The sequence below is a fragment of the Microvirga makkahensis genome (assembly GCF_009830105.1).
GTDB lineage: Bacteria > Pseudomonadota > Alphaproteobacteria > Rhizobiales > Beijerinckiaceae > Microvirga > Microvirga makkahensis.
This window is the reverse complement of sequence record NZ_WURB01000022.1, coordinates 1-21,469: the sequence shown is the minus strand read 5'-3', so window position 1 is coordinate 21,469 and position 21,469 is coordinate 1. Positions and strand designations below refer to the sequence as shown.

At 66.3% G+C, this 21,469-nt stretch carries 28 protein-coding genes and 1 pseudogene; 9 read left to right on the top strand and 20 right to left on the bottom strand.

Annotated features, from left to right (window positions below; genetic code table 11):
- The 3 genes from GR328_RS20720 to GR328_RS20710 form a co-directional block, all read right to left on the bottom strand.
- Window positions 1-426 carry an NlpC/P60 family protein gene (locus tag GR328_RS20720; RefSeq protein WP_160887223.1) on the bottom strand — a complete coding sequence of 142 codons (426 nt, stop codon included), beginning with the start codon at window positions 424-426 and terminating at the stop codon, window positions 1-3.
- 206 nt (window positions 427-632) lie between these two features.
- A complete protein-coding gene (locus tag GR328_RS20715; RefSeq protein WP_160887221.1) occupies window positions 633-1,523 on the bottom strand; it encodes a DUF2163 domain-containing protein in 891 nt (296 codons plus the stop codon).
- A 160-nt stretch (window positions 1,524-1,683) separates the two neighbouring features.
- Window positions 1,684-2,322, bottom strand: a complete 639-nt coding sequence (locus GR328_RS20710; RefSeq protein ID WP_160887219.1) for a DUF2460 domain-containing protein — start codon at window positions 2,320-2,322, stop codon at window positions 1,684-1,686.
- A 100-nt stretch (window positions 2,323-2,422) separates the two neighbouring features.
- Between GR328_RS20710 and GR328_RS20705 the strand changes: the two genes are divergently transcribed.
- The gene (locus GR328_RS20705) at window positions 2,423-2,668 is read left to right on the top strand and encodes an HP1242/YdcH family protein (RefSeq protein WP_160887217.1); all 246 of its coding nucleotides are present in this window, start codon (window positions 2,423-2,425) and stop codon (window positions 2,666-2,668) included.
- Window positions 2,669-2,680: 12 nt separating this feature from the next.
- Here the strand turns inward: GR328_RS20705 and GR328_RS20700 are convergent, their stop codons facing one another.
- The 4 genes from GR328_RS20700 to GR328_RS20685 form a co-directional block, all read right to left on the bottom strand.
- Complete coding sequence (locus GR328_RS20700) at window positions 2,681-3,361, bottom strand: phage tail tape measure protein (protein WP_160887215.1); 681 nt, start codon at window positions 3,359-3,361, stop codon at window positions 2,681-2,683.
- Window positions 3,362-3,434: 73 nt separating this feature from the next.
- A complete protein-coding gene (locus GR328_RS20695; RefSeq protein WP_281352022.1) occupies window positions 3,435-3,644 on the bottom strand; it encodes a phage tail assembly chaperone in 210 nt (69 codons plus the stop codon).
- Complete coding sequence (locus GR328_RS20690; RefSeq protein ID WP_160887213.1) at window positions 3,641-3,988, bottom strand: gene transfer agent family protein; 348 nt, start codon at window positions 3,986-3,988, stop codon at window positions 3,641-3,643. The genes GR328_RS20695 and GR328_RS20690 overlap by 4 nt, the downstream gene beginning before the upstream one ends.
- 100 nt (window positions 3,989-4,088) lie before the next feature.
- Window positions 4,089-4,499, bottom strand: a complete 411-nt coding sequence (locus tag GR328_RS20685) for a phage major tail protein, TP901-1 family (protein WP_160887211.1) — start codon at window positions 4,497-4,499, stop codon at window positions 4,089-4,091.
- A gap of 167 nt (window positions 4,500-4,666) precedes the next feature.
- Between GR328_RS20685 and GR328_RS20680 the strand changes: the two genes are divergently transcribed.
- Window positions 4,667-4,804, top strand: coding sequence for a hypothetical protein (locus GR328_RS20680; protein ID WP_160887209.1), 138 nt, complete (start codon window positions 4,667-4,669; stop codon window positions 4,802-4,804).
- 21 nt (window positions 4,805-4,825) lie between these two features.
- Here the strand turns inward: GR328_RS20680 and GR328_RS20675 are convergent, their stop codons facing one another.
- The 3 genes from GR328_RS20675 to GR328_RS20665 all read right to left on the bottom strand — a co-directional run bounded on the left by GR328_RS20675 (window position 4,826) and on the right by GR328_RS20665 (window position 6,274).
- Window positions 4,826-5,236, bottom strand: a complete 411-nt coding sequence (locus GR328_RS20675; protein WP_160887207.1) for a DUF3168 domain-containing protein — start codon at window positions 5,234-5,236, stop codon at window positions 4,826-4,828.
- The gene (locus GR328_RS20670; RefSeq protein ID WP_160887205.1) at window positions 5,233-5,568 is read right to left on the bottom strand and encodes a phage head closure protein; all 336 of its coding nucleotides are present in this window, start codon (window positions 5,566-5,568) and stop codon (window positions 5,233-5,235) included. Before GR328_RS20670 ends, GR328_RS20675 begins: the two co-directional genes overlap by 4 nt.
- Before the next feature lie 145 nt (window positions 5,569-5,713).
- Window positions 5,714-6,274 carry a head-tail connector protein gene (locus GR328_RS20665; protein WP_160887203.1) on the bottom strand — a complete coding sequence of 187 codons (561 nt, stop codon included), beginning with the start codon at window positions 6,272-6,274 and terminating at the stop codon, window positions 5,714-5,716.
- A gap of 18 nt (window positions 6,275-6,292) precedes the next feature.
- Between GR328_RS20665 and GR328_RS20660 the strand changes: the two genes are divergently transcribed.
- Together GR328_RS20660 and GR328_RS20655 are read left to right on the top strand one after the other, a co-directional pair.
- Entirely contained in the window at window positions 6,293-7,033 is a 741-nt protein-coding gene (locus GR328_RS20660; protein ID WP_246216010.1) for a S1 family peptidase, read from the top strand.
- Window positions 7,034-7,263: 230 nt separating this feature from the next.
- A complete protein-coding gene (locus tag GR328_RS20655) occupies window positions 7,264-8,070 on the top strand; it encodes a S1 family peptidase (RefSeq protein WP_160887201.1) in 807 nt (268 codons plus the stop codon).
- Window positions 8,071-8,216: 146 nt separating this feature from the next.
- Here GR328_RS20655 and GR328_RS20650 read toward each other — a convergent pair whose 3' ends face one another.
- The 9 genes from GR328_RS20650 to GR328_RS20615 form a co-directional block, all read right to left on the bottom strand.
- Window positions 8,217-9,458 carry a phage major capsid protein gene (locus tag GR328_RS20650; protein ID WP_160887199.1) on the bottom strand — a complete coding sequence of 414 codons (1,242 nt, stop codon included), beginning with the start codon at window positions 9,456-9,458 and terminating at the stop codon, window positions 8,217-8,219.
- Window positions 9,459-9,548: 90 nt separating this feature from the next.
- Window positions 9,549-9,758: a hypothetical protein gene (locus tag GR328_RS26725; RefSeq protein WP_170304148.1), complete on the bottom strand. Its 210-nt coding sequence runs from the start codon at window positions 9,756-9,758 to the stop codon at window positions 9,549-9,551.
- Between the two features lie 96 nt (window positions 9,759-9,854).
- A complete protein-coding gene (locus GR328_RS20645; RefSeq protein WP_160887296.1) occupies window positions 9,855-10,325 on the bottom strand; it encodes an HK97 family phage prohead protease in 471 nt (156 codons plus the stop codon).
- 65 nt (window positions 10,326-10,390) lie between these two features.
- Window positions 10,391-10,540, bottom strand: a complete 150-nt coding sequence (locus GR328_RS20640) for a hypothetical protein (protein ID WP_160887197.1) — start codon at window positions 10,538-10,540, stop codon at window positions 10,391-10,393.
- On the bottom strand, window positions 10,537-10,737 hold the full coding sequence (locus GR328_RS20635; protein ID WP_160887195.1) for a hypothetical protein: 201 nt from the start codon (window positions 10,735-10,737) through the stop codon (window positions 10,537-10,539). Before GR328_RS20635 ends, GR328_RS20640 begins: the two co-directional genes overlap by 4 nt.
- A gap of 238 nt (window positions 10,738-10,975) precedes the next feature.
- Window positions 10,976-12,175, bottom strand: coding sequence for a phage portal protein (locus GR328_RS20630; RefSeq protein WP_160887193.1), 1,200 nt, complete (start codon window positions 12,173-12,175; stop codon window positions 10,976-10,978).
- 287 nt (window positions 12,176-12,462) lie between these two features.
- Window positions 12,463-13,791 carry a DNA-packaging protein gene (locus GR328_RS20625; RefSeq protein ID WP_425487060.1) on the bottom strand — a complete coding sequence of 443 codons (1,329 nt, stop codon included), beginning with the start codon at window positions 13,789-13,791 and terminating at the stop codon, window positions 12,463-12,465.
- Window positions 13,724-14,305: a hypothetical protein gene (locus tag GR328_RS20620; protein ID WP_160887191.1), complete on the bottom strand. Its 582-nt coding sequence runs from the start codon at window positions 14,303-14,305 to the stop codon at window positions 13,724-13,726. Before GR328_RS20620 ends, GR328_RS20625 begins: the two co-directional genes overlap by 68 nt.
- A gap of 429 nt (window positions 14,306-14,734) precedes the next feature.
- Window positions 14,735-15,772: an endonuclease/exonuclease/phosphatase family protein gene (locus GR328_RS20615; protein ID WP_160887189.1), complete on the bottom strand. Its 1,038-nt coding sequence runs from the start codon at window positions 15,770-15,772 to the stop codon at window positions 14,735-14,737.
- 157 nt (window positions 15,773-15,929) lie between these two features.
- Between GR328_RS20615 and GR328_RS20610 the strand changes: the two genes are divergently transcribed.
- The 5 genes from GR328_RS20610 to GR328_RS20590 all read left to right on the top strand — a co-directional run bounded on the left by GR328_RS20610 (window position 15,930) and on the right by GR328_RS20590 (window position 21,227).
- On the top strand, window positions 15,930-16,088 hold the full coding sequence (locus GR328_RS20610; protein WP_160887187.1) for a hypothetical protein: 159 nt from the start codon (window positions 15,930-15,932) through the stop codon (window positions 16,086-16,088).
- A 150-nt stretch (window positions 16,089-16,238) separates the two neighbouring features.
- Entirely contained in the window at window positions 16,239-17,720 is a 1,482-nt protein-coding gene (locus GR328_RS20605; RefSeq protein ID WP_205790186.1) for an HWE histidine kinase domain-containing protein, read from the top strand.
- A 138-nt stretch (window positions 17,721-17,858) separates the two neighbouring features.
- Window positions 17,859-18,947 carry a TRAP transporter substrate-binding protein gene (locus GR328_RS20600; protein WP_160887183.1) on the top strand — a complete coding sequence of 363 codons (1,089 nt, stop codon included), beginning with the start codon at window positions 17,859-17,861 and terminating at the stop codon, window positions 18,945-18,947.
- A gap of 237 nt (window positions 18,948-19,184) precedes the next feature.
- Window positions 19,185-19,772: a DUF2939 domain-containing protein gene (locus GR328_RS20595; protein WP_160887181.1), complete on the top strand. Its 588-nt coding sequence runs from the start codon at window positions 19,185-19,187 to the stop codon at window positions 19,770-19,772.
- A 363-nt stretch (window positions 19,773-20,135) separates the two neighbouring features.
- Window positions 20,136-21,227, top strand: coding sequence for an AI-2E family transporter (locus tag GR328_RS20590; protein ID WP_160887179.1), 1,092 nt, complete (start codon window positions 20,136-20,138; stop codon window positions 21,225-21,227).
- Between the two features lie 89 nt (window positions 21,228-21,316).
- Here GR328_RS20590 and GR328_RS28735 read toward each other — a convergent pair.
- Window positions 21,317-21,469, bottom strand: a pseudogene (locus GR328_RS28735) (P-loop NTPase family protein); the annotation flags it as partial.

The window sequence follows — 21,469 nt, the reverse complement described above, 5'->3', positions numbered from 1 at the left end:
TCAGGATTCCGGAAACCGAAAGGCATAGGCGAGATGGCGCCGCCACCAGGGCGCGAAGGCGACCTCCGCCACCGAGGCGCCGTCATGGGCGTGGATCATGGTGTCGGCCGAGGTCGCGATGGCGCAGTGTTTCGCCGGAAGTGCATCGCGCCAGCGAAAGAGCAGCACGTCGCCCGGCTCGAACGCGGCAACGCCGATCTCGACGAGATGGCGCCGCGCCGCCATAACGAGCGTATCGGCTCCCGCCTCCGCCCAGTCGGGCGAGTAAGGCGGCGGCAGCTCCGGCTCGGCACCCATCACGTTGCGCCAGACGCCCCGCAAAAGCCCGAGGCAGTCGCAGCCGATCCCCTTGAGGGAGGCTTGATGTCGATAGGGCGTGCCGATCCAGGAACGCGCTTCGGCGATGATGATCTGGGATGTGGGCATGGTTTCACAAGTCGGAGGTTTCGCGAATGCGCCCCGTCATCCCCTACCTCGTCGCCGCAGCCCCACCTCGTCATCACCGGCTCTGTGCCGGTGATCTCGATGGCATCGCGCGCAGCGCTCTTTCGATCGGGATGGCCGGGACTGCTTCCGGGATCGAGTCCGGGAGCGGCCATGACAGTGCGAGGAGGGATGCGTGGAACCGTCCCTCACCTGAACAGGCTCCCGCCGTCGAGGCCGGGCTCGCCCTGCTGCGGCATGCGGATGATGAAATCGTTGCCGGGCATGTGGGGAAAGCCGCGAAAGTTCGCGACATTGTCGAACTTTCTGCGACACGTGGCATGGGTCTTGTCGCAGCCTGCCGTGACGTGGAAAGTGTCGCCCGCCTCGATGGTCTGCGGCGCGCGCTGCCACAGGTCGAATTCGTCCGTTCCGTTGATGGCACGATGCACCTTGATCTCGACGGAGACGCCCGCATTGTCGCCGCCCGTCCAGGTGAGCCGGCCTCCCGTGCACCAGCCGTCGGCAAAGCCGATTCCGGAAGCCACGATCCCGAGAAACCCGTCCGTGCGCGTGACGGTGCCTGTACCGGAATGGCTCGACGAGGCGAGGTTCACACCGCATCGGGCATCGCCCAGATCCGCCGAGCAGGTGGCGCGGAACAGCCGCCCGCGCTCCTCGTCGTAGCGGTGCATGGCCCCCCTCACCTCGGCGATGAAGCTGCCATCCGCACGCCTGATCTCGCCGATGGAGCCGATGTCGAGGAGCAGGCGCTCCGCGACGTTGCTCCAGTTCACGAGCCAGGTCTCCACGCTCGCGTCGTCGTAGAAGCCCGACGCGATGTCGTCCTCGGTGAGACCGGCGGACATGAGCGCCCCGGAGACTTCGCCTCCGCCGACCGCGAAGCCGAGTTCGGCGGAGGCCTCCGCGGCCTCCAGGCCAGAGCGGGCGGCGAAGAGGGTTCCGCCGAAGGCGAGATCGCGGTCGTGATCGGTGAAGCCGAAGCTCCTGCCGTCGCGGCGGATAAGTTTCCAGCAATGACAAAGACTGGTCGCCCCGCCCGCCATGTGGGCGGCGAGGCTGGAAGGGATGCTGCGCATGACGAGTTTCCTCCGGATGAGGATTGGTAGAACCCCCTGCGTCATCTCCGGCCTTGTGCCGGGGATCCACGCCTTGATGGTGCAGCCGCTCCTGACGACGTGGATCGCCGCAACAAGTGCGGCCATGACGAATGAGAGACGACCATGACGGGAAACCGATTCAAGGAACGATCTCGATCAGCGGGATCTGCGGAATGGCGCCCGCCTCGAAAGCCGAGAGATCGATGTCGAGCTCGTCCGTGTCGAAGCGCACGGGCACGTCGAAGCCGTAGCCAGCCGTGATTACGGCTCCAGCGGGAGGTGGCGTGACGAAGGCCACGAGACCCGTCGCCGGATCGCAGTTGAAGGCCAATCCCACCTCCTGCTCGACGCCGTCGACGGCCACCCGCACGGACCCGCCGACAGGCTTGGCGATGGTTCTGACGTAAGGAGCGAAAGCGGAGCCGTAGGTCTTCACGAGCTGGAAGGTCAGGGCCGTCCCGTCGCCGGCGCCGATGCGCTGGTCGAGGGGCGTCGGCTCCGCGGAGGGCGGGCCGGAGCGCCAGTCCATCCGGTCGCGGAAGCGGAATCCGTAAAGCCTGCCGCGCCTTTCCTCGAAGAAGGCGATGACCGCATGCAGGGAATCGACCGTCCTCACCCCAAGCCCCGCATCGTAGCGGCGGCGGGAGGAAGCCCAGCGGCTGTTGCGGTGCTCGCGACCGGAGGCGAGCGTGACGATGTCGGTGCGCCGCGCGGGTCCTCCCCGGCTCCCCAGACTGACGTCGAGAGGAAAGCGCACCTCATGGAAATCGGATGCCATGATCCATCCTTCGCGAACATGAAACGAAAAAAGAGGCGGTGGCGTTGTCGTCGGGACAGGACGATCAGCCAAGGATCATCAACCAAGGAGACGGCAGGCGATGAGCAACGCTCCCAACGACCTCACCGAGGATTTTCCGGACAAGGTCGATCGGATTCACCAGCTCAAGACGAGCAACAACCACTTCGCGCGGCTCTACGACGAGTACAACGAGCTGAACCGCACCATTCATCGCATCGAGACGCGGGTGGAGCCGAAGCCCGAGGAAGTGGAGGAGGAGCTCAAGCGCCGCCGCCTGCAGATCAAGGACGAGATCATGGCGATGCTCGACAGCGGGAGCGTCTGAGCCGCCCGTTTGCTACATCACGCGCTGGCCCCGGGCGACCACCCGCGCCAGCGCGGCGGAAACCTGCGCCTCGGACCGGCGGAAACTCTCCACATCGGGCGTCGTGATATTGACCGTGATCGAGGCGGGGCGTCCTCCTCCGCCGGAGCGCACGCCGAGCTTCCCGTCGGGTCCCCTGGCCAGCGGCATCACGGCCTCCGCGCCCCTCTCTCCCATGATTCCGAGACCGCGCCCCAACGGAAAGTAGGTGGGCGCGCCGATGATACCGCCTTGCGCGAACGGCATCACCATGCCGCGGGAGAACACGCCCCCCTCGGCGAAGGGCGCGGCGCTTCCTCCTGAGCCGAACAGGGAGCCGAAGATTGAGCCTATACCCTTGAAAAGGCCGCCGAACAGGTCTCCGCCGCTCATCGGGAGCGAGCCTTGCGCAGACGCGGCGGGCAACCCCTTCAGGCTTTCGTTCAAGGCGGTCTGCAGAGACCCGAGCGCGAGACGCAGCCCCGTCTGCACGAGAGACTCCCCTACCTTCTTCAAGACGCCATCGAATTTCTTGCCTTCGGTGATGTTCTTCGCGAAAGCCCTGGACAGGGAGTCGCCGAACTTCTCCGAGAGGCCGATGAGCGTATCGAGCTGGCGCTGCTTGTCGTCGAGAGCGGCCTCTTGCGCGAGCGCAAGGTCTTTCGGGTGATCCATGGGCGCCTCTCCTTTCAAAACTCTTTCCAGTCCCGTTGCCGTTTCCTGCGGCAGGCGTGCCGGAAAGGGGGGATCATTCCCCGTCCACATCCGGAAACGCGTCCATCATCCGCCTCAGATCACGGCTGACGGCAGGCTCCACCCGTCGCCCGCCGCTCAAGCCTTCCCAAGCCGCGAACAATTCGCCCGGCGTCGCGCGCCAGAACTGGTCGGGGCTCCACCGCAGAACGCTCAGGCCCAGCATCATCGCGTCTTCCCACGGGAAGGCCTGCGGCTCGCTCAAGCATTCTGCGGCAGCGGAGGGTTTGACGTTGGAGCACCCGCACCGAACGTGAGGACGAGAATCTCGGCGATGGCCGATGCGACGGGCTCGATGCCGTCATGGAGCGGAAGACCCGCCACCTCCGCATCGCTCATGTCGTGACCGCCGCCGCGCAAGGCGACAGCCAACAGCCTGAGAAGATCGCGACTCGACAGACGGCCCGTGCCGAAGCGCTCGGCGAGCGCCACGAGATCCTCGACGCCGAAGACCTCCTCCAGTTCCGCCAGCGCGCCGAGCGTGAGGCACAAGGTATAACGCCTCTCGCCGAGCCGCAGCGCGACCTCGCCGCGTCTTTTGTTCGCCATGATGATTTCTCCGGTTGCAATGTGGGGTGCGCCGGTCCCGTCATGACCGTTTCCGGACTGATCCGGGGATCAGTCCGGACCATCCCGGCGGACGAGCGGCCTACAGTGCCACGAAGGTCAGGGCACCGGCGGATTCGAACGCCATCTCGAACGTGACCTCGCCCGCGTGATCGCCGCGATATTCGAGGCTGATGATCTGGAACGGCCCCTCGACGCGCCCGAAATCGGGAACGACGATCTGATAGACGAGGATGTCGCCGTCGAAGAACGCCTGGCGCATCCGCGCATCCGAGGCTTCGTCCTTGAACACGCCGGAGCCGGTGATCCCCGCGCGGCGCACGCCGGCGCCGGCGAGAAGCTCGCGCCAGCGCCCGGCGGATTCCGCATGGGTGACGTCGACGGTCTCCGCGTTGAACGAGATCTGACGGGTGCGCAGACCCGCCACGGTCACGAAGCCGGTATCGCCGTCGCTGACCTTGATGAGCAGGTCCTTGCCCTTCTGTGCAGGCATGGAACAATCCTTTTGAAAATGAAGACGTCGGGAGGGGGCCTCCTCCACCGGCGCAGCTGCCTACCGTCAAGGCCGGCCTCGTCCCGGCCGTCTCGACTTGGAAGAGCGCCTCGCCTCGACGGATCTGGATCACCGGCACAGAGCTGGTGATGACGTGAGGCGGGACTGTGCCGCCCCTCCCCCTCATGGCCGTACTGGATGGGGCCATCCACGTCTTCGAGAACCGTCACGCGGAACAGGATGCGGATCCCCGGCACGAGGACGGGGATGACGAGGTGAATTGGAATGGCGTGAACGAGAAATGACGCGAAGGAGAAGTGCTCCCCTCACGCACGCTCGGTAACGGCGCGAAGGCGCAAGGTGACACGCGAGAGCTGCGTATCGCTGTCCCGGGCGGATACGATCTCCGTCACGCTCAGATTGACGAGCCTGTGGCCTTCCAGGGTCAGCTCCGCACCGTCGAGGACGGCGGAGAAGCGCTCCGCCGCAGCGAGCCCCGCGCGGGCGCTGCCGCGCTCCGACCAGACCACGATGGCGAGATTCTGCTCGTGACCGCGATCCGTATCCGTGGACCAGTCACGGGCCGCGACGTCGCCGAACAGCGCATAGACCGGCTCCGCGTTCCGGGGCGGCTCGTCATGAAGGCGCAACGTCCCGCCCATGAGGGCAATCAGTTCCCCATCCCCGGAAGCCGTTTCCAGAATGGCCCGGCGCAAGGCGAGGACCGGGCTCGTCATGCCTTGATCTCCTCGACGAGGCAGACGAGATCGCGCCGCGTGCCGTCCGGATCGGAGGCGGCCCGGATGGCGAAGCGGCGAAGGCCCGAGGTCAGGCGCATGGCGCCGGTCACGCCGTCGCGGTAGCGAAGGGTGATCCGGTGGGTCAGGCTCTGGTCCGGCCGGTCGGCGCGGATGCGCTCGGAGCCGGAGAGCATCTCCATCGCGCCCCAGAGCTGAGGCCCCGGCCTGTAGGAACGGATGACGCCTCCGAACCCGTCGGGGCTCTCGAGAGGCACTTCGAGAACGAACCGGCGCGCGCGCGCGCCGATGGGCAATGACTTGGTTTTCATGGGGAACACACGTCGAGAAAGGGATGTCGCGCCACGGTCTGCTCCGGTCGTCCCGATCGAAAAGGCGCGGCGCTCCCGGCAATCGGGATCCCCGGCACACGGCCGCGGATGACGAGGAAGGGGCCGGGATGGCGGTGAGTGAATGTCAGAGACGCGCCCGTTGGAAAGGCGTCACGAGTGCCATGGCGTCGGGCGGCAGAACCTGCGCGCCCGCCACGTCGCCCCGGTTCTCGAACCAATGGGCGACGAGGATCTTGATCGCGAGCTTCAGGCAGTCCGGAACCGTCTCGGGGGTGGCGCCGTAGCCCGCGCGCAGCTCGATCTCGATCCCGTTTCTCGCCTTGCCCGGCTCCGGCGCCTCAAGGACCGTCATGCAGGGAGGGTCGCTCGCTCCATCCAGCTCGATGGAATCCGGGGCGATATCCGTGGCGGCGCCTGCCGCATCGAGCACCCTGACGCGGTCCACGGCCAGCACCGGGGAGAGCGGCAGAAGAACCCTGCCGCCTTTCGGCCAGCGATCCATCACGACGCGCCAGCCCTGCTCGATCAGGAGACGCCGGGAGGCGGCTTCCACCATGAGCCGCGCCGCCCTGATCAGGCCTGTGAGCAGATCGTCCTGCCCATCGTCGTCGAGGCGCAGATAGGCCTTCATCTCGGGCAGCGTTATGGGCTCGACGGCGGGGCCGTCAACGAATATCGGAATCATCGCAACAGGAATCCTTCCATGATGAATCGTCTGATCACGCTCGCCTTCGCCCTGTCGCTCGCGGCGAGCGGGGCAAAGGCCATCGTCGGCGGCGCGGAGGACCAGGGCCCCCTCGCCCGGCAGAGCGTGATGGTGCTGAGTTCGAACGGGGGCGTCTGCAGCGCCGTCGTGGTGGCGCGCGACGTGGTGCTCACCGCGGCCCATTGCGTGACGGGCGCGGACGAGCACCGGGTTCATTTTCGCGACGAGGCGGGCGAGCCGGTGCTGATCCCGCCTGCCGCCAAAGCCGTGCATCCGAGCTACAACGCGAAGGCCATCGAGACCCGGCAGCGCTCCATCGATCTGGCGCTCGTGCGGATTCCTCAGCCGCTGCCCGAACGTTTCGAGCGGGCGCAACTCACCCCTGCGAAACCGCCCAAAGGAGAAACCGTCACCATCGGCGGCTACGGCGTGGCACAAGAAGGCGATGGCAAGTCGTCCGGAACCTTCCGCACAGCAGATCTGCGAGCGATCGAGCCTTTCGGTTCCAGCCAGCTTCTCGTCTGGCTGGAAGGAGTTGTGACAGGAGCGTGCCAGGGCGACTCCGGCGGCCCCGTCATGCAGGGTGGAAACGTCTTCGCCATCACGACCTGGGCAAAGGGGGCTGGGCGATCCAGCTGCGGAAGGATCTCCCAAGGCATTCTCCTGGGGCCGCAAAAGGAATGGATCGACCGCACGCTGCGGACCTGGAATCGCGCCGCGTCATGGACGGGCGGCTAGAGGACCGGGCCGGGACGATCCGCCGTCACGACCGGGCGTCCCGGCTACCCCGCCCTGGGAGCGCAGCGCCTCAAGCCATCGGGATCACCGGCACCGGGCCGGTGACGAGGGCGAAGGGAGCCGGTGACGACGAGGGAAAGAGACAGGACTGGAAATTCCGGACCGGGTGGAACTATCCTGCGCGAACGTGCCTTCCCTTTCATTCCGATTCATCCTTTTCCATAATCCCCATGCGTGCGCTCCCATTTTTCGTTCTCCTTGCTCTCACCTTTTTCACGGGCTCCGCGCAGGCCATCCTGCTGGGCGCAGCGTCGCGGGATCCCAACGGCCTCAGGCGCTCGGTGGTCTTCATCGAGAACTCCACGGGGGAACTCTGCTCGGGCGCCCTCATCGGCCCGAATCTGGTCCTCACGGCGGCCCATTGCGTCACGGATGCGGCCTCCTACCGGGTCGTCGCGGTCAACCGGGCCTTCAAACGGCAGCGGATCAAGGTGGTCGCGCTCGCCATTCACCCCACCTTCGTCACCGGCACGACGCCGCGCACGCAGCCGGGCGTCGATCTAGCGATCCTGCGCCTCGAGCAGCGGCTCGGCGCAGATTTCCTGCCCCTCGATCCCACCCTGGCGGGCAGGATCGACGTCGGCGATGCGGTGACCATCGCAGGCTTCGGCGTCTCGGACGAGAGCCGCAAGGGCACGGCACGTATTCTTCGGCACGCCAATCTCGTGTCCCTCGGTCCGATCGAGGTGGCCAACCGCGTTCTGATCGTCGCCGATCCCGACCGGCTGGCCGAAACCAGCGGCGCGGGCGCCTGCCGGGGTGATTCCGGCGGCCCGATCCTCGCAGCGACGCAAGACAGCTATCTGCTCTATGGCGTCGTCAGCTGGTCGAGCGGCGCCCTGCGCTCCAGCAGCGGGGGCAGGCGCTATGCCTGCGGAGGCCTGACGGCCGTGACGCCCCTCGCGGAGCATCTCGGCTGGGTCAGGCAGGCGGTCCGCAGCCTCCTCGCCACTGATGGAGCATGGACCAGACGCTGAACTCGCTCACATTGCTTTGCGCTTCACGCGGTCATGACCGAGCCCGTCACGGTCATCCCGTCTCGGAAAACGCCGCGCCTCACTCTATCGGGAGCTCCGGCACAAGGCCGGGGATGACGTGGCCGAAGAGGCCTGGGGCGATATGCTCAAGGAGCAAATTTCAGCAGTTTGATCGCCGCATAGTCCTGCACGCCGCCGCCGACGCGCTTGGTGGTGTAGAACAGCACGTAGGGCTTGGCGGAATACGGGTCGCGCAGCACGCGCAGGCCCGCCCGGTCGACGACCAGATAACCGCGCTTGAAATCGCCGAAGGCGACGGCGCAGGCGTCCGCCGCGATGTCGGGCATGTCCTCGGCTTCCACCACGGGGAAGCCCATCAGGGTCGCGGACTGGCCGAGGCTCGCTGGCGGGGCCCAGAGATACTGGCCGTTCGCATCCTTGAACTTGCGGATGGCGCTCTGCGACTTGCGGTTCATGACGAAGGACGCGTTCTGGCGATAGCCCGCCTTCAGGGCATAGACCAGTTCAACCAGCACGTCTGACGGATTCGAGGCGGGAAACCCGGCGCCGCCGGTGTGGACCGCGCCCAGACGGCCCCAGATCCAGGAGTCGTTTTCCACGACGTCGGAGGCAAGGAATCCCTTCGGCATGGCGGTGCCGTCGCCGTTCACGAAAGCGGCGCCCTCCTGCTCGGCGAAGGCGGCCTCGACCTCCTCCGCGATCCAGCGGTCGATATCGACTACCGCGTCGTCGAGAAGGGTCTGCGTCGCAGCGGGCATGGCATAGAGCTCCATGGCCGGGAAACTCATCTCCGAGAGCGCCGGCCCCGCCGTCTGCGGCCGTGCGGCGGTCTCGCCGACCCAGCCGGTCGAAGGGCCCGAGGTCGAGAAAGCGCGCTTGTACTGCCCCCCGGAGATGACGCGCACCGACGAGATCGCGCGGATCGGCGAGATCGCGGACAGCCGGCGCAGCACTTCCGTCTCGACCGTGTCGGGAACGAGATAGCCGCCGTCGGGACCCGAGCCCGCCGAGAGCGCCTTCTCCTCGAGCCGCTTCAGACCCGTGGCCTCGCCGGAGCGCATATAGGCATGGAAGGCCGCCTTGTGCTCGGCCTGGACCGGATCGCGCGGCGCGGCGTCGGAGCCCCGGCTCAAAGGCGGCCGGGAGCGGTCGTGGGCCAGGCGGTCGAGACGGCGCTTGGCGTCGTCGAGGGCGGCGTCGATGCGGGTGAGCTTTTCCTCCGTCACCACGTCGCTCGACAGGCGCGTCTCGATTTCGGAGAGGCGCGTATCGTTGGCATCCTTGAACGCCTCGAAGGCGCGGGCGAAATCCTCGAATGCCGAGGCGACGTCGTCGGACATCGATTTGGTTTCAACAACGGGAATCATGTCAATCCAGTGGTTCTGAAATAGAGGTCGGCTTCAACGAAAAAGGCCCGCCGGAGGGCGGGCCCGTCATTCCCTGCCGAGGGGAATTGCTTAGTAGCGGCGGCGGCGGGTGTTCGCCTCTACGGAATTGGAAACGGACGGGCCGACCGCCGCACCCACGGCGCCGCCGACGATCGCACCGGGCGGGCCGGCCACGGCGCCGACGCCCGCGCCGACGGCCGCGCCGCCGACACGCTCTTCCGTGGTGGTGCAGGCCGCGGCCGCGAGACCGAGAAGGGCGACGAAAGCGAGCTTTTTCATGAAGAACCTCCCGAGAGAGCGGACGGCATCATGGGCGGCGCCCGCAGCGTCCGCCTCCCTGCGGGCATGCGTGTAACGCACATCTCCTGCCGAGGTTCAGGAAAATAGTCGAACGGCCGCTGCTCTAATGGATGATGACAGGCTCGGCAGCCCCTGTTTCACGCTTTCCACCCGCGCTCCCGGGAGCATCGGGAAGGTCACGACGGAGATCTCCCACAGGTCGAGCTTCTCCAGACGCCGAAGGCCCGTCGGCCGCTCCGCCCTCGCCCGTTCCACCCGAAATCCGATGGACAATCCGTCCACCGCGCCCTCGCGCATGAGTGCATGGATGTCCCGCGCCCGTTCGACGGCGAGATTGAGCCTGCCGCGCACGCGAAGCCCGCGCCGGTCCTCCTCGATGGAAAGCCAGCGCCCGATGGGCGTGGCGGGATCGTGCTGCCAAAGGAGCCTGATCGCGCCCGCATCGCGCTTCCTCAGGCTGTCCGTGAAAGCGCCGGGCATGACCACGTCCTTGCCGAGATCGGCCACGCCGAACAGGCTGGCATAGCCCTCGAACACCCCGTCCACCTCCACGGCGGTCGGCTTCTCGGCGAGGAACTTCACCTCCTGCGCGGAGTGAGGGGCCGCCTGTTTCATGCCCGCGCTCCGCGGGCGGGCTTGGGAGGGCGTGAATCGAGCTTCTCGAGCTGGCGAACGAAGTCGCGAAACACGAGCGAGGCGCGGCTCTGCCCGGTCCGCTCAGGTCTGGGCTTGCGGGCCGGGCGGGGCAAGGTTCGGGTCATGAGGGATCTCCCGTGTGACGGCGATTGAAGAGGGACAGCTCGCGCACGAACGCGTCGAAGCGGCGGTTGGCCGCGAAGAGGTCGCGAAGGGTCATGGCGAGCAGCGTGGAGGCCCCGCTCGCCCAGACGAACAAGGCGAGATGGGCGAGATCGCCCCGGCTGATGATGGCCTCGGCGATCCGATCGACAATGTTCATGATTTGTTCTCGTACAAAGAGCCCCCGATCACGAAGGTTTGATGAAGGTTTGGAAGCCTCGTCTTCCAGGATGGCAGCAGGTCTTCCTGTCATGGCCGTCCCGGCTCTTTCGCGCCATGACCGAGCCTGTCCCGGCCATCCGATGCGAAATGCAAAACGCTTCCCACAATCGGGCTCACCGGCACGAGGCCGGCGGTGACGTGGCGTGTCGGAACGGAGCGCCGGGGCCGCGGCGCGGTCATTCGCGCAGGGAGCGCGCCTGTCTTCCTCTTGCGGTGCGGCCGCTCGAGCCACGCCCATATCCCACCGCCTCACGCTTCTCGTCGTCCGACAGGAAGGGCGCGGCCGACACCCGGCGCCAAAGGCTTTCGCGCTCGTCGGCGAGCGCCTCGATGGCGTCGAGATCGGGCTCGAGCTGCAGCGTCCCGCCGAAGCCGGGAGAGAGCCATTGCGCGAGGGCCTGCATCGTTCGCTTCGCGAGCGGGATCACCGTCTGCCGGTAGAAGGCGCGGTTGGCCTCGGCGAAATTGGCGTGGGTGTTGTCGCCCGGAAGCCCGAGCAGCAGGGGCGGCACGCCGAAGGCGAGCGCGATCTCCCGCGCCGCGGAGGCCTTCGCCTCCACGAAGTCCATCTCCTTGGGCGACAGCGACAGCGGCCGCCAATCGACGCCGCCTTCGAGCAGCAGCGGGCGGCCCGCATTGGACGCGCCCTGGTAGTTGGATTCAAGCTCGCTCTTCAGCCTCTCGAACTGCGCGTCAGTGAGCGTGCTGCCTCCGACGACGAGCGCCCCCGACGGGCGCGCCGCATTGTCGAGAAGCGCCTTGTTCCAGGCGCCCGCCGCGTTGTGGATGTCGAGCGCGGTCGCCGCTGCCTCCATGGGCGAGAGCCCATAATGGTCGTCCGCCGGATGGAACAGGGTCAGGTGCAGGATGGGAGGCACCGCCTCACCCTGCCCCATCGCGAACCGGACCGTATCCGAGCCCACATGATACTCGTACGCGCAGGGCCACCCGTCGCTGCCCGGCACCACGCGCATGCGGTCGGGCCGCAGCGCATAGAGCTCGGAGGGAGCGCCGTCCACGCCCACCGCCTCCACATACGCGTTGCCCGACACCATCAGGTGTCCGTACACGCTCTCGAGGAATCGCTGCCCGCCCTCCCGCGCATTCGGCCGCGCGAGCAGCGACAGGAGCGGATGAGCCGCCAATTCGCGGCCGTCCTGCTTCAGGATCAGGGGCAGCGAGGCCGCCGATTCCGCGACGACCCGCACCGCACGATGCACGACGGCGTTCTTCTGAAAACCCTCGCGGGACAGCGCCGCGTAATCGCGCGGCGTCCACACGGCGCGGCCTTCGAAGTAGAAGGCCGCAGCCGAATGCGCGCGCGAGGCCTTGGCCTCCGGCGGCGCCCGGAACCAGCGGGTCAGTTTGGTCAGCATGAAAAACTCCTGCCCAGACAATGGCAAAAGGGATGAGGCGCTCGTAGCACCGCGTCGTATGGCGGCATCTCCCCGCCATCACCGCCCCTGTGCCGGCGATCCCGATGATGAAATGCGCCGCGCCTTTCCGATCGGGACGGCCGGGACTGATCCCCCGATCACGGCGGGAACGGCCATGACAGAAGGAGGAAGGATGATGGGACAGGCCCGGCCATGACGAGAAGAGGCGTCCTGGCCTCCACAACGTCCTCCCGCTCCGGCCTGCGCGCGGATTCCTTTCCCGCGACTCACAAGACACGCACCCGCGGCTCTTTCCTGCCGCGCAGCATCAGCTCGGTCAGAGCCCAGACGAGCGCGTCCAGGCGGTCCGGCGAGCGTCCCGACGTGAGGCCGTCGGGGCCGAAATCGCAGAGTTCGTCCTCCAGCTCGGGCATCGCGCCGACATGGCGCACGCGGCCCTGCGCGTAGAGAACGGAGACGGGCTCCGCGCGCAGATACTTTCCGCGCGTGGCGCGCACGCTCGCCACGGGCACGGACGGATCGACCTCACGGATCACGCCGGTCGCCATCTCGCCGCCCTGATTCGTCTCGACGATCAACGCATCGGCCTGGAGCCGCCGGTAGAGCGCCACCGCCTTTTCCGCCCATTCGGGCGGCTTGAGTCCGGAGGCGGTGGCGTCCTCCAGCACATAGGCCGTGCCACCCTCGTCCAAACCCGCCGCGACAATGCCGCAGGCATCCGCGCGCCTGGACGAAGAGGCGGGCGGATCGACGGCAACGACGATGCGCATGAGCGGCGGCGGCGCATCCGCGCGATGGGCCTCGATCGTCTCCCGCGCCCACAGGGCATCCGGGCGGTCCTCGATGATGTCGCCGTCGAGCTCCTGCCGCCCGAGCCGCGTCCCGGCATAGCGCCCGACGACCGCTTCGAGAAAGGCCGGCGCGAGATTGGCCGCGTTGTCCGACGTTCTGGCGCGCGAGACCGCGACCGCGGGATCGGCGAGGAGGCGCTTCAGCAGCGGGATCGGCCGGGGCGTCGTCGTCACCACCTGGCGCGGATGCGCGCCGAGGCGCAGACCGAATTGCAGCATGTCCCAGCTCGCCTCCACGTGCTTCCACTTGGCGAGCTCGTCCGCCCAGGCGGCCTCGAATTGCGGCCCGCGCAACGAATCCGGATCCTCGGCGGAGAACACGTGCGCCACCGCGCCGTTGCGCCATTCGAGCTTGCGCAAGGACGGCGACCAGACGGGGCGCTCCTGGCGCGCATGGACGGCGAGAATTCCGGCGGGCCCCTCCACCATCACGTTGCGGGCGTCCGAAAAGGTTTCTCCGACGAGCGCGATACGCCGCACAGGCGCCACCGCGAAATCCGGCTCGCCGAGCGCGATGCCGCGCACCCATTCGGAGCCGGTGCGGGTCTTGCCCGCCCCGCGTCCGCCCAGCATGAGCCAGATCGTCCACGGATCGCGCATCCGGCACAGGCCCGGCACGCGCTGCTCGGGACGGCAGCGGACGGGCCAGTGGCGCAAAAGCCGTTCGAGATCCTTTTCAGAGAAGAAGGCCGTCGCTTCCGCGAGCTTCCTCCTCCGCGACAATCCGCTCAAGATGGCGAGCAAGCTCGTCGCGGAGTTCGTGGAGCGAGCGTCCCGGCTCTTCGCGCGGAGCATCCTGGCCCTCGTCGACCGGGCCATCGCCGGGCGCGCCCGTCCGTGTGAATTGGTGTCCGGCATCGGACGTTTTGCCTTGTTGCAGAAGCAGCCGCGCGGCCGCCAGCGTCCTGGCATAGGACGCGAGCATCCGGGCTGTCCTGTCGTGGTCGGTGGACGATCCCTCGCCGGCCTGCGACAATGCCTGGATGCGCGCGCAGGTGGTCGCGACGAGGGCGTTGGCGGCGGCGTGCAATCCGTTCTCGAACGCCAGGCGCGCCTCCCTGCGGCGCGCGTCCTCCGCGTCCCGTTCGCGGACCGCGTCGGCGCGCCGCGGCCAGCCCCAGCGGCGGCGCAGATTGGCGAAGGTGCGTATGCACACGCCCAGATCCTTCGCGATGTCCTGGAGAGCGACCTCCGGGCGGCAATAGGCCTCGTAGGCCCTCGCCTGGCCAGCGGCGGAAACGGCTTTGGCAGCACGCATGGCAAACCTCATCGCATGAGCCTCACCGTCACAGCCGGGCGCGGCCCGGCCATCCGTTCGGAGAAGCATGGCGCTCAAGGGTTCGGAATCCCCGGCATAGGCGCCGAAGTTGATGAAGGGAGGGATCTTGCATTCTCTTGATCGCCGGTCCGGCCAACAAAAAACCGCCCAAGCGGCGCTTGAGCGGCGGAGGTTTTGCACCATGGACGAAGCCGGGGGAGATCATTCACACTTCGCCAGTGTTCACGTTTTGTACCCTATCAGCGTTGCGCTGTCAAGTGGCCTTTGGAGGCTGCCTCCGGCCCGTCGACCGCATCGTCTCGATCGGGCTCGTTCCGGCCATCTCGCTTCCGAGGAGCGCCGTGCCTCGCGTGACCGGGACCACCGGCACGAGGCCGGTGATGCCGAAGAGCCTCCGAGGCGCCTCCGTCAGGCGTGTTCATCGAGGACGACATCGACCGTGATCATCTCGTGATCGGAAATGGGCTGTCCCTGCCCGTCCACGGAGGGCACGATCTGGGGGTTCTCCGCTCTCACGCCGCGCGTGAAGAACCAATCGAGTTTTCCGAACGGGCGCGGATGCGTCTTCGACGGGCCGTCGCGCTGAGTCGGATCGGCCCGATTCGCGCGAGCCCACGAAAAGCCTGCCTCCCGAAGATCGGCGAAGAGCGGCTCGTAGCGTTCCGGCTCCTCGAGCAGCAGATGCCGCTCTCCCACGCCGCTCGGCAGGGCTTTCGTGTTGAAATCCCCGCCGATGACGCAGGCATCGTCCGGCGCCAGCCGCTTCAGGGCGTGCAGCAGGTTGCGGATCTGAAGCCGCCGGTCGGCCGGATCGGTCTTGCTTTCGAGATGCAGGCTCACCACCCACAGGGGGCGCGACGCATCGGCCACGCAGGCGGCGAGCGCGATTCGCCCGCCAATGCGCCGTTGCGCCCCCTCGAATCCCTGAAACCAGAGCCCGCTCTCCTCCAGCGGAATCACATGCGGGCGCTCGACGGCGAGCCCGCTGACGATGGCGTTCCCATGGAGCGCGCAGAGGTTGCGCTGACCCGCATGGCAGCGCATCTCCTGTTCGTCGCCGAGATCGAGCTCCACGAACTCGACCCCGTAAAGGTAGCCCTCGCCCATCGGGGCGACGAGTTCGCGGATGGTGTGGATATTGCCCGACCGGGCCATGCCGACATCGACTTCGCTCAGGAGAAGGACGTGCGCCCCGACCCGATCCGCAAGCCGCCTGACCTCTTCGGGCCGCTTCAGCCGCTCGGCATTGAGGGCCGCGATCCGCAGGCGGCCGGGGCAGGACACCGGATTTCGCGGCGGACGCGTTTCGAGCCTGCGAAAAGCCTCGATCCGGCTCAGGACGTCCCGATGCGCCGAGGAGGCGTGCGCCGTCCGGCGCGCCTCCTCCAGCAAGGCGGGATCCGGACAGGGAAGGTCAGAGACGCTCCGATCGATCAGGGGACGCAAGCGCGAGCTCCCTTCGCACCTTGGTTCACGCCTCGCAGATAGTGCATCGCGCTCCGGCCGCGAGCGGCAGCGTCCAGAAAAATTCTGGGTGAGGTTAGGAACTTCTTTGTCTCTTTGGGATTATTAGGTCGCACAAGAATAAGCCGGGAGAAGGCCCATGCTCGCTTGGGCTACGATCATTGCGCTCGTCGCGAGCGCCCTTTTCTATGTCGCCGATCCTGCAGTCCTCGTGATGAACATCGCGGAGCTGGCAGGCGTGATCGCGTTGTTCGCCATCGTCTGCGCTGCGGAGGCCTTCAGCGTACCGAAGAGCTGATCCTCTCAAGAACCGCGCAGCGTTCCCGCCACGGGGCCCGGGGGGCAGTTCGTCCCCAGGATCCCTGCCCTGACGTTCTTCCCGGCGCGTTGCAGGAAAGTTCGCGGATTGCGCCCGAAACGTAATATGATTATGTTTCGATGGATGAACGTGCCGCGATCCGCTCTTCCAGCTTCTCCCGACCAGCAGAGGATTTCGGGCGCTCTCGTCATCCCGGATGACGACGGACCATCCCGTGGTCCAATCTCCGACGCGAAGGATCACGGGCGGCTCGCCGTCCTGCTCGAAGGGATCGGCGACGCGTTCTACTCCCTCGATGGCGAATGGCGATTCACCTACATCAACCGCGCGGCACAGGAACATTTCGGCGCGCCAGCGCCGAGCATGCTCGGCCGCGTCATCTGGGACGTATTCCCCCATTCCCCCCATTCCGAAGGAACGGATCTGCGCAGGCGCTGTGAGGACGTATTCCGTACGGGCGTCGCGGCGTCGTTCGAATCCAGGACGGTCGGCGCGCCAGGCCGCCATCTGGAGTACAGAGTATTCCCCTATGACGGGGGAATTGCGGTGAGCTTCCGCGACTGGACCGAGCGCCGCAGGACCGAGGAATATCTGCGGGAGAGCCGGGCCCAGCTGAGCGCCCTCGCCGACAACCTGCCGCTCGGCATGGTCTACCAGATGAGGGACGCCGAGAATTTCTTCGACCGCCGCTTCATCTATGTCTCGGCGAGCTGCGAACGGATCAACGGCGTTCCGGCCGAGCGCGCGATCGAGGATCCGACGGCGCTCTACGATCTCCTCCTGCCCGAATTTCGCGAGAAAGTCTTTCAGGCCCAGATCGAATCCCATGCCACGGGAAAGCCCTTCGACATGGAAATCGCCATCCGCCACGGCGTGACGGGGGAGCTGCGCTGGCAGCGCATCATGGCCACGCGCCGGATTCTGCCGAACGGCGAAGCCATATGGGACGGCCTCCAGATCGACATCACCGACCACAAGCGCGCCGAGGACCACCTGCGGCTGCTCATCAACGAGCTCAATCACCGGGTGAAGAACACGCTCGCGACCGTCCAATCGCTTGCGGCCCAGAGCTTCAGCCGGCTCGCCTCGCACGAAGACGAGGAACTACGGGCGGCCCGCAGCGCCTTCGAGGCGCGTCTGTTTGCGCTCGCGCGCGGCCATGACGTCCTCACCCGGGAGAACTGGGAGGGCGCGAACCTCTCGGATGTCCTGGCCGAGGCCTGCGCTCCGTACAAGGCGAGCGCCGCGGAGCGCACGCGCATCGGGATGGATGGGCCCGATCTGCGCATTGCGCCGCCGATGGCCCTCTGCCTGTCCATGACCCTGCACGAGCTTTTCACCAACGCTCTCAAATACGGCGCCCTCAGCAACTCGTCGGGCCGGATCCGTCTGTCCTGGTCCACCTTCGCGGCGGCGACCGGACAGCGCCTGATCATGCGCTGGGAAGAGCGCGGCGGGCCTCCGGTCAGCCCTCCACGGCGGACGGGCTTCGGCTCCCGCCTGATCCAGAAAGGCCTGGCGCGCGAGCTGAACGGATCCGCCCATATCGCCTACGAGTCTGCAGGGGTCATCTGCACGATCGACGTGCCCTTGGAGGGGATTGGATCTTGAGCCTCCCCGAGGCGGTTTTCACAAGACGTCTCCGTCATTGGTCGATAATGACACGTTACCTCCTTGCGGGTTGAACGAAATTTAGTGTCAATAAGGCCAAGTGACAAAAGTCACGATCCCTGGGAGGAGAACAAACACATGAAGCGTCGTCAGTTTATACAGGCCGCTGCAGCCGGTGCCGCCTCGACGGCGGTCGCGGCCCCCGCCATCGCTCAGTCGATGCCGGACCTGAAGTGGCGCATGCAATCCGGTTTCCCGAAGTCCCTCGATACGATCTACGGCGCGGCCGAAGTGATCGCGAAGTTCGTGTCCGAGGCAACCGACGGCAAGTTCCAGATCCAGCCCTTCGCGGCGGGCGAGATCGTCGGCACGCCCCAAGTGGCCGATGCCGTGGGCAACGGCACGGTCGAGATGGGCCATACCTGCTCCTACTATTACTTCGGCAAGGATCCGACCTTCGCCATCGGCACGGCCCTTCCGTTCGGCCTCAACGCCCGTCAGATGAATGCCTGGCTCTATCACGGCGGCGGCAACGACCTCCTGAACGAGTTCTATGCCAAGCACAACCTCTACGGCATGCCGGCCGGCAATACCGGCGTCCAGATGGGCGGCTGGTTCCGCAAGGAGATCAAGACCGTTCAGGATCTCCAGGGTCTCAAGATGCGCATCGCGGGCCTCGCAGGCATGGTCATGACCAAGCTCGGTGCCGTGCCGCAGCAGATCCCCGGCGGCGACATCTATCCGTCCCTTGAGCGCGGCACCATTGACGCCGCCGAGTGGGTCGGCCCCTATGACGACGAGAAGCTCGGGTTCTCCAAGGTCGCGCCCTACTACTATTATCCGGGCTTCTGGGAGGGCGGTCCGGCGATCCACCTCTTCGTCAACAATGCGAAATGGAAAGAGCTCCCGAAGGCGTATCAGGCCATCCTGACGGCCGCCGCCGGCTATGCCAACCAGGACATGCTGGCCAAGTACGACGCCCGCAACCCGGCCGCCCTGCGCCGCCTACTCGGCGCCGGAACGCAGCTGCGTCCCCTCGCATCGGAGATCCTGGAGGCCGCCTACAAAGCCGCCAACGAGGTCTACGACGAGGTGTCCGCCAAGAACGCCGAATTCAAGAAGATCTACGAGAGCGTCCGCGGGTTCCGCAACGAGGAGTACCTGTGGTTCCAGGTGGCCGAGTACTCCTACGACACCTTCATGATCCGCGCCCGCGCCCGCGGCTAGCGCATCGTGCAAAAAGGAAGACCTGGATTTTCAACAACGTGGTCCTTCGGGCCGCACCGGACGACGCGCCATCTCTCCGATGCTCCAGGCAGAGGGGCAGCTCCCCCGACCGGGGCGGCCGTTTGGCCGCCCTTTTTTATGCGGCCGGCAATTCCCACATTGGGACCTTTCCCGGCTGCCCGCCGTCTCGCATCGTTGTGGGGCGGATGGCAGCATTGCGAAGGAACCATCGGCCTCATGCGCTGGACATTGCGGATCAGCTTTCTTCTTTTCCTGGCCTGGGCGATCTTCATGGTCTCGCCCTTCGTGGCGCTCTACGATCTGAGCAAGGCAGTCGGAGCCAAGGACATGGACAGGATTGCGGAGCGCGTGAATTTCAACGCCCTGCGAACCTCGCTTTCTCGCCAGATTCTCGGCGAATACCTGAAGGACCAGGATCTTCAGGGGCCCGAGCTGGACCTCGCGACCGAGGCGGGAACCGCCGTTCTCAACCCCGTCGTGGAGCAGCTCGTCACGCCCCAGGCTTTGGTCGACCTGTTCGAGGACGGCTGGCCCGAGCGGGCCGTAGGCCGCGGCTCGGATGGGGCGGCCGCAGCCCCTCGCCTCGACATCGGGTCCTTCGGGCAGGCGTGGAAAACGTTTCTCTTCTCTGAGTCCCAGGGCTTCCGGAGCGTGACGATCCCCGTTCCGGTGGATCAGCCGAAAGACAAGCAGTTCAGGATCACCATGCGCCTGCAATACACGACCTGGCGCCTGACCGGAATCGACCTGCCCGTCCCCTTGCGGGAGGAGCTCATCAAGCGCGCCGCCGTTGCCGCACGGTAAGCCCCCGCACATTTCGAACCCGCGCGGGCATCTTTGCGCAAGTTCCTTCTCTATCCTCTGCTCTCATCTTCATGAGGTGCGGAGCGGCGACCTATTGATGAGCAATCATCCAACCGACAGCGGCCAGAGGAAACACGGTGCCAAGCAAAAAGCAGATCACATGCGATGTCATTACATGAACCCTCCTTCCTTACTATCAACTACCCGGCTCCTTTTACGTTCCTAACAACGGCAAACTCTCCCATTACACAATTTTTACAGCCAAGCATGAACCAGAGCGGCCTCTGACTTATGTCCCTGACCCGTCAAGGGAACCCGGCTTTGCCGTTTCCATTGTCCTGATGACGAGACAGAGGACGGCTGATGGACGAGGACGGCTATTCCTTTCGCAGGATCATGGGGGATGCCGAGTTCGTGCGGAAAACCCTGATCGTCCTGGGCCTCGTCCTGCTAACTCTCCTGCTCTGGAAGCTCGCAGACGTCCTTCTCCTGGCCTTCGGGGCCGTTCTCGTCGCGATCATCCTGCATGCTCTGGCGGACCTGCTCATACGTTATCTTCGCGTAGCCGAGCGCTGGAGCCTGAGCGTCGCTACTCTTCTTATTTTCGCGACTTTTCTGCTCCTGGCTGTGATGTTTGGCACACAGATCCGCTCGCAGCTCGCCAATGTGGCCGAGCAGCTGCCGTTCGCCGTCGACAATTTCAGCAAGAATCTCGGCTTCGGAGCCGTCACGGACAATCTGAACGAGATGCTGCGCAACGCGCCCAGCGGCGGCATCGCCTCACGGCTGGCCGGGATCGGCGGCACGATTCTCGGCGCCCTGACGAACCTCGTGCTCGTGATCGTGGCGGGCATTTACATCGCAGCCTCGCCGCGGACCTATCTCCAGGGCGCAATCAAGCTCTTCCCCATTCGTCATCACCAGCGCGTGGAAGGCTCCCTTCGCGCCTCCGGCGAGGCCCTGAGGCTCTGGCTCGTCTCCCAACTCATCGCCATGACCTGCGTGGGCATTCTCTCCTCTCTCGCCTATTGGTGGATCGGCCTGCCCTCGCCCTTCGCGCTCGGCCTCATCGCGGGGCTGGCGGATTTCATCCCCTTCCTGGGCCCGTTCCTGGGAGCGGCTCCCGCCGTGCTGATCGCCTTCACCGTGAGCGGCGAGGCCGCCCTTTGGACGGTTCTGGCCACGCTCGTCATCCAGCAGATCGAGGGCAACGTCATCCAACCGCTGGTGACGCAGAACGTCATCGCCACGCCTCCGGCCCTGGCGCTCTTCGCCATTCTGATCGGCAGCGTCCTGTTCGGGACGCTCGGTCTGATCTTCGGCTTCCCCTTGGCCGTGGTCGTGTTCGTCCTGGTGAAGAAACTCTATGTTCGCGAAACCTTGGGCGAAGCCACGACCGTGCCCGGCGAGGACAAGGCGAACCAGGTCGAGGGCGGCGACTCGAACCGAACCTGAAAGGCGGACCTGCATTTTGTGCGCCTTTCGGCATCAAAGATCCCCCGTCGGTTCTGCGCGGATGCGAGGTCCAGCCTGCGGGAGACCCCGATGGCATTGAGGGATGCTTCATCAGGGCTGACGATGATCGCGCCGCCCCGCCAATCGGCGAGAAGATCGATCACCGCCGCGCGTCCCTCGCGGTCGAGGTTGTTCGTCGGCTCGTCGAGCAGCAGGAAGTCAGGCTCCGCGAAGATGAGCGC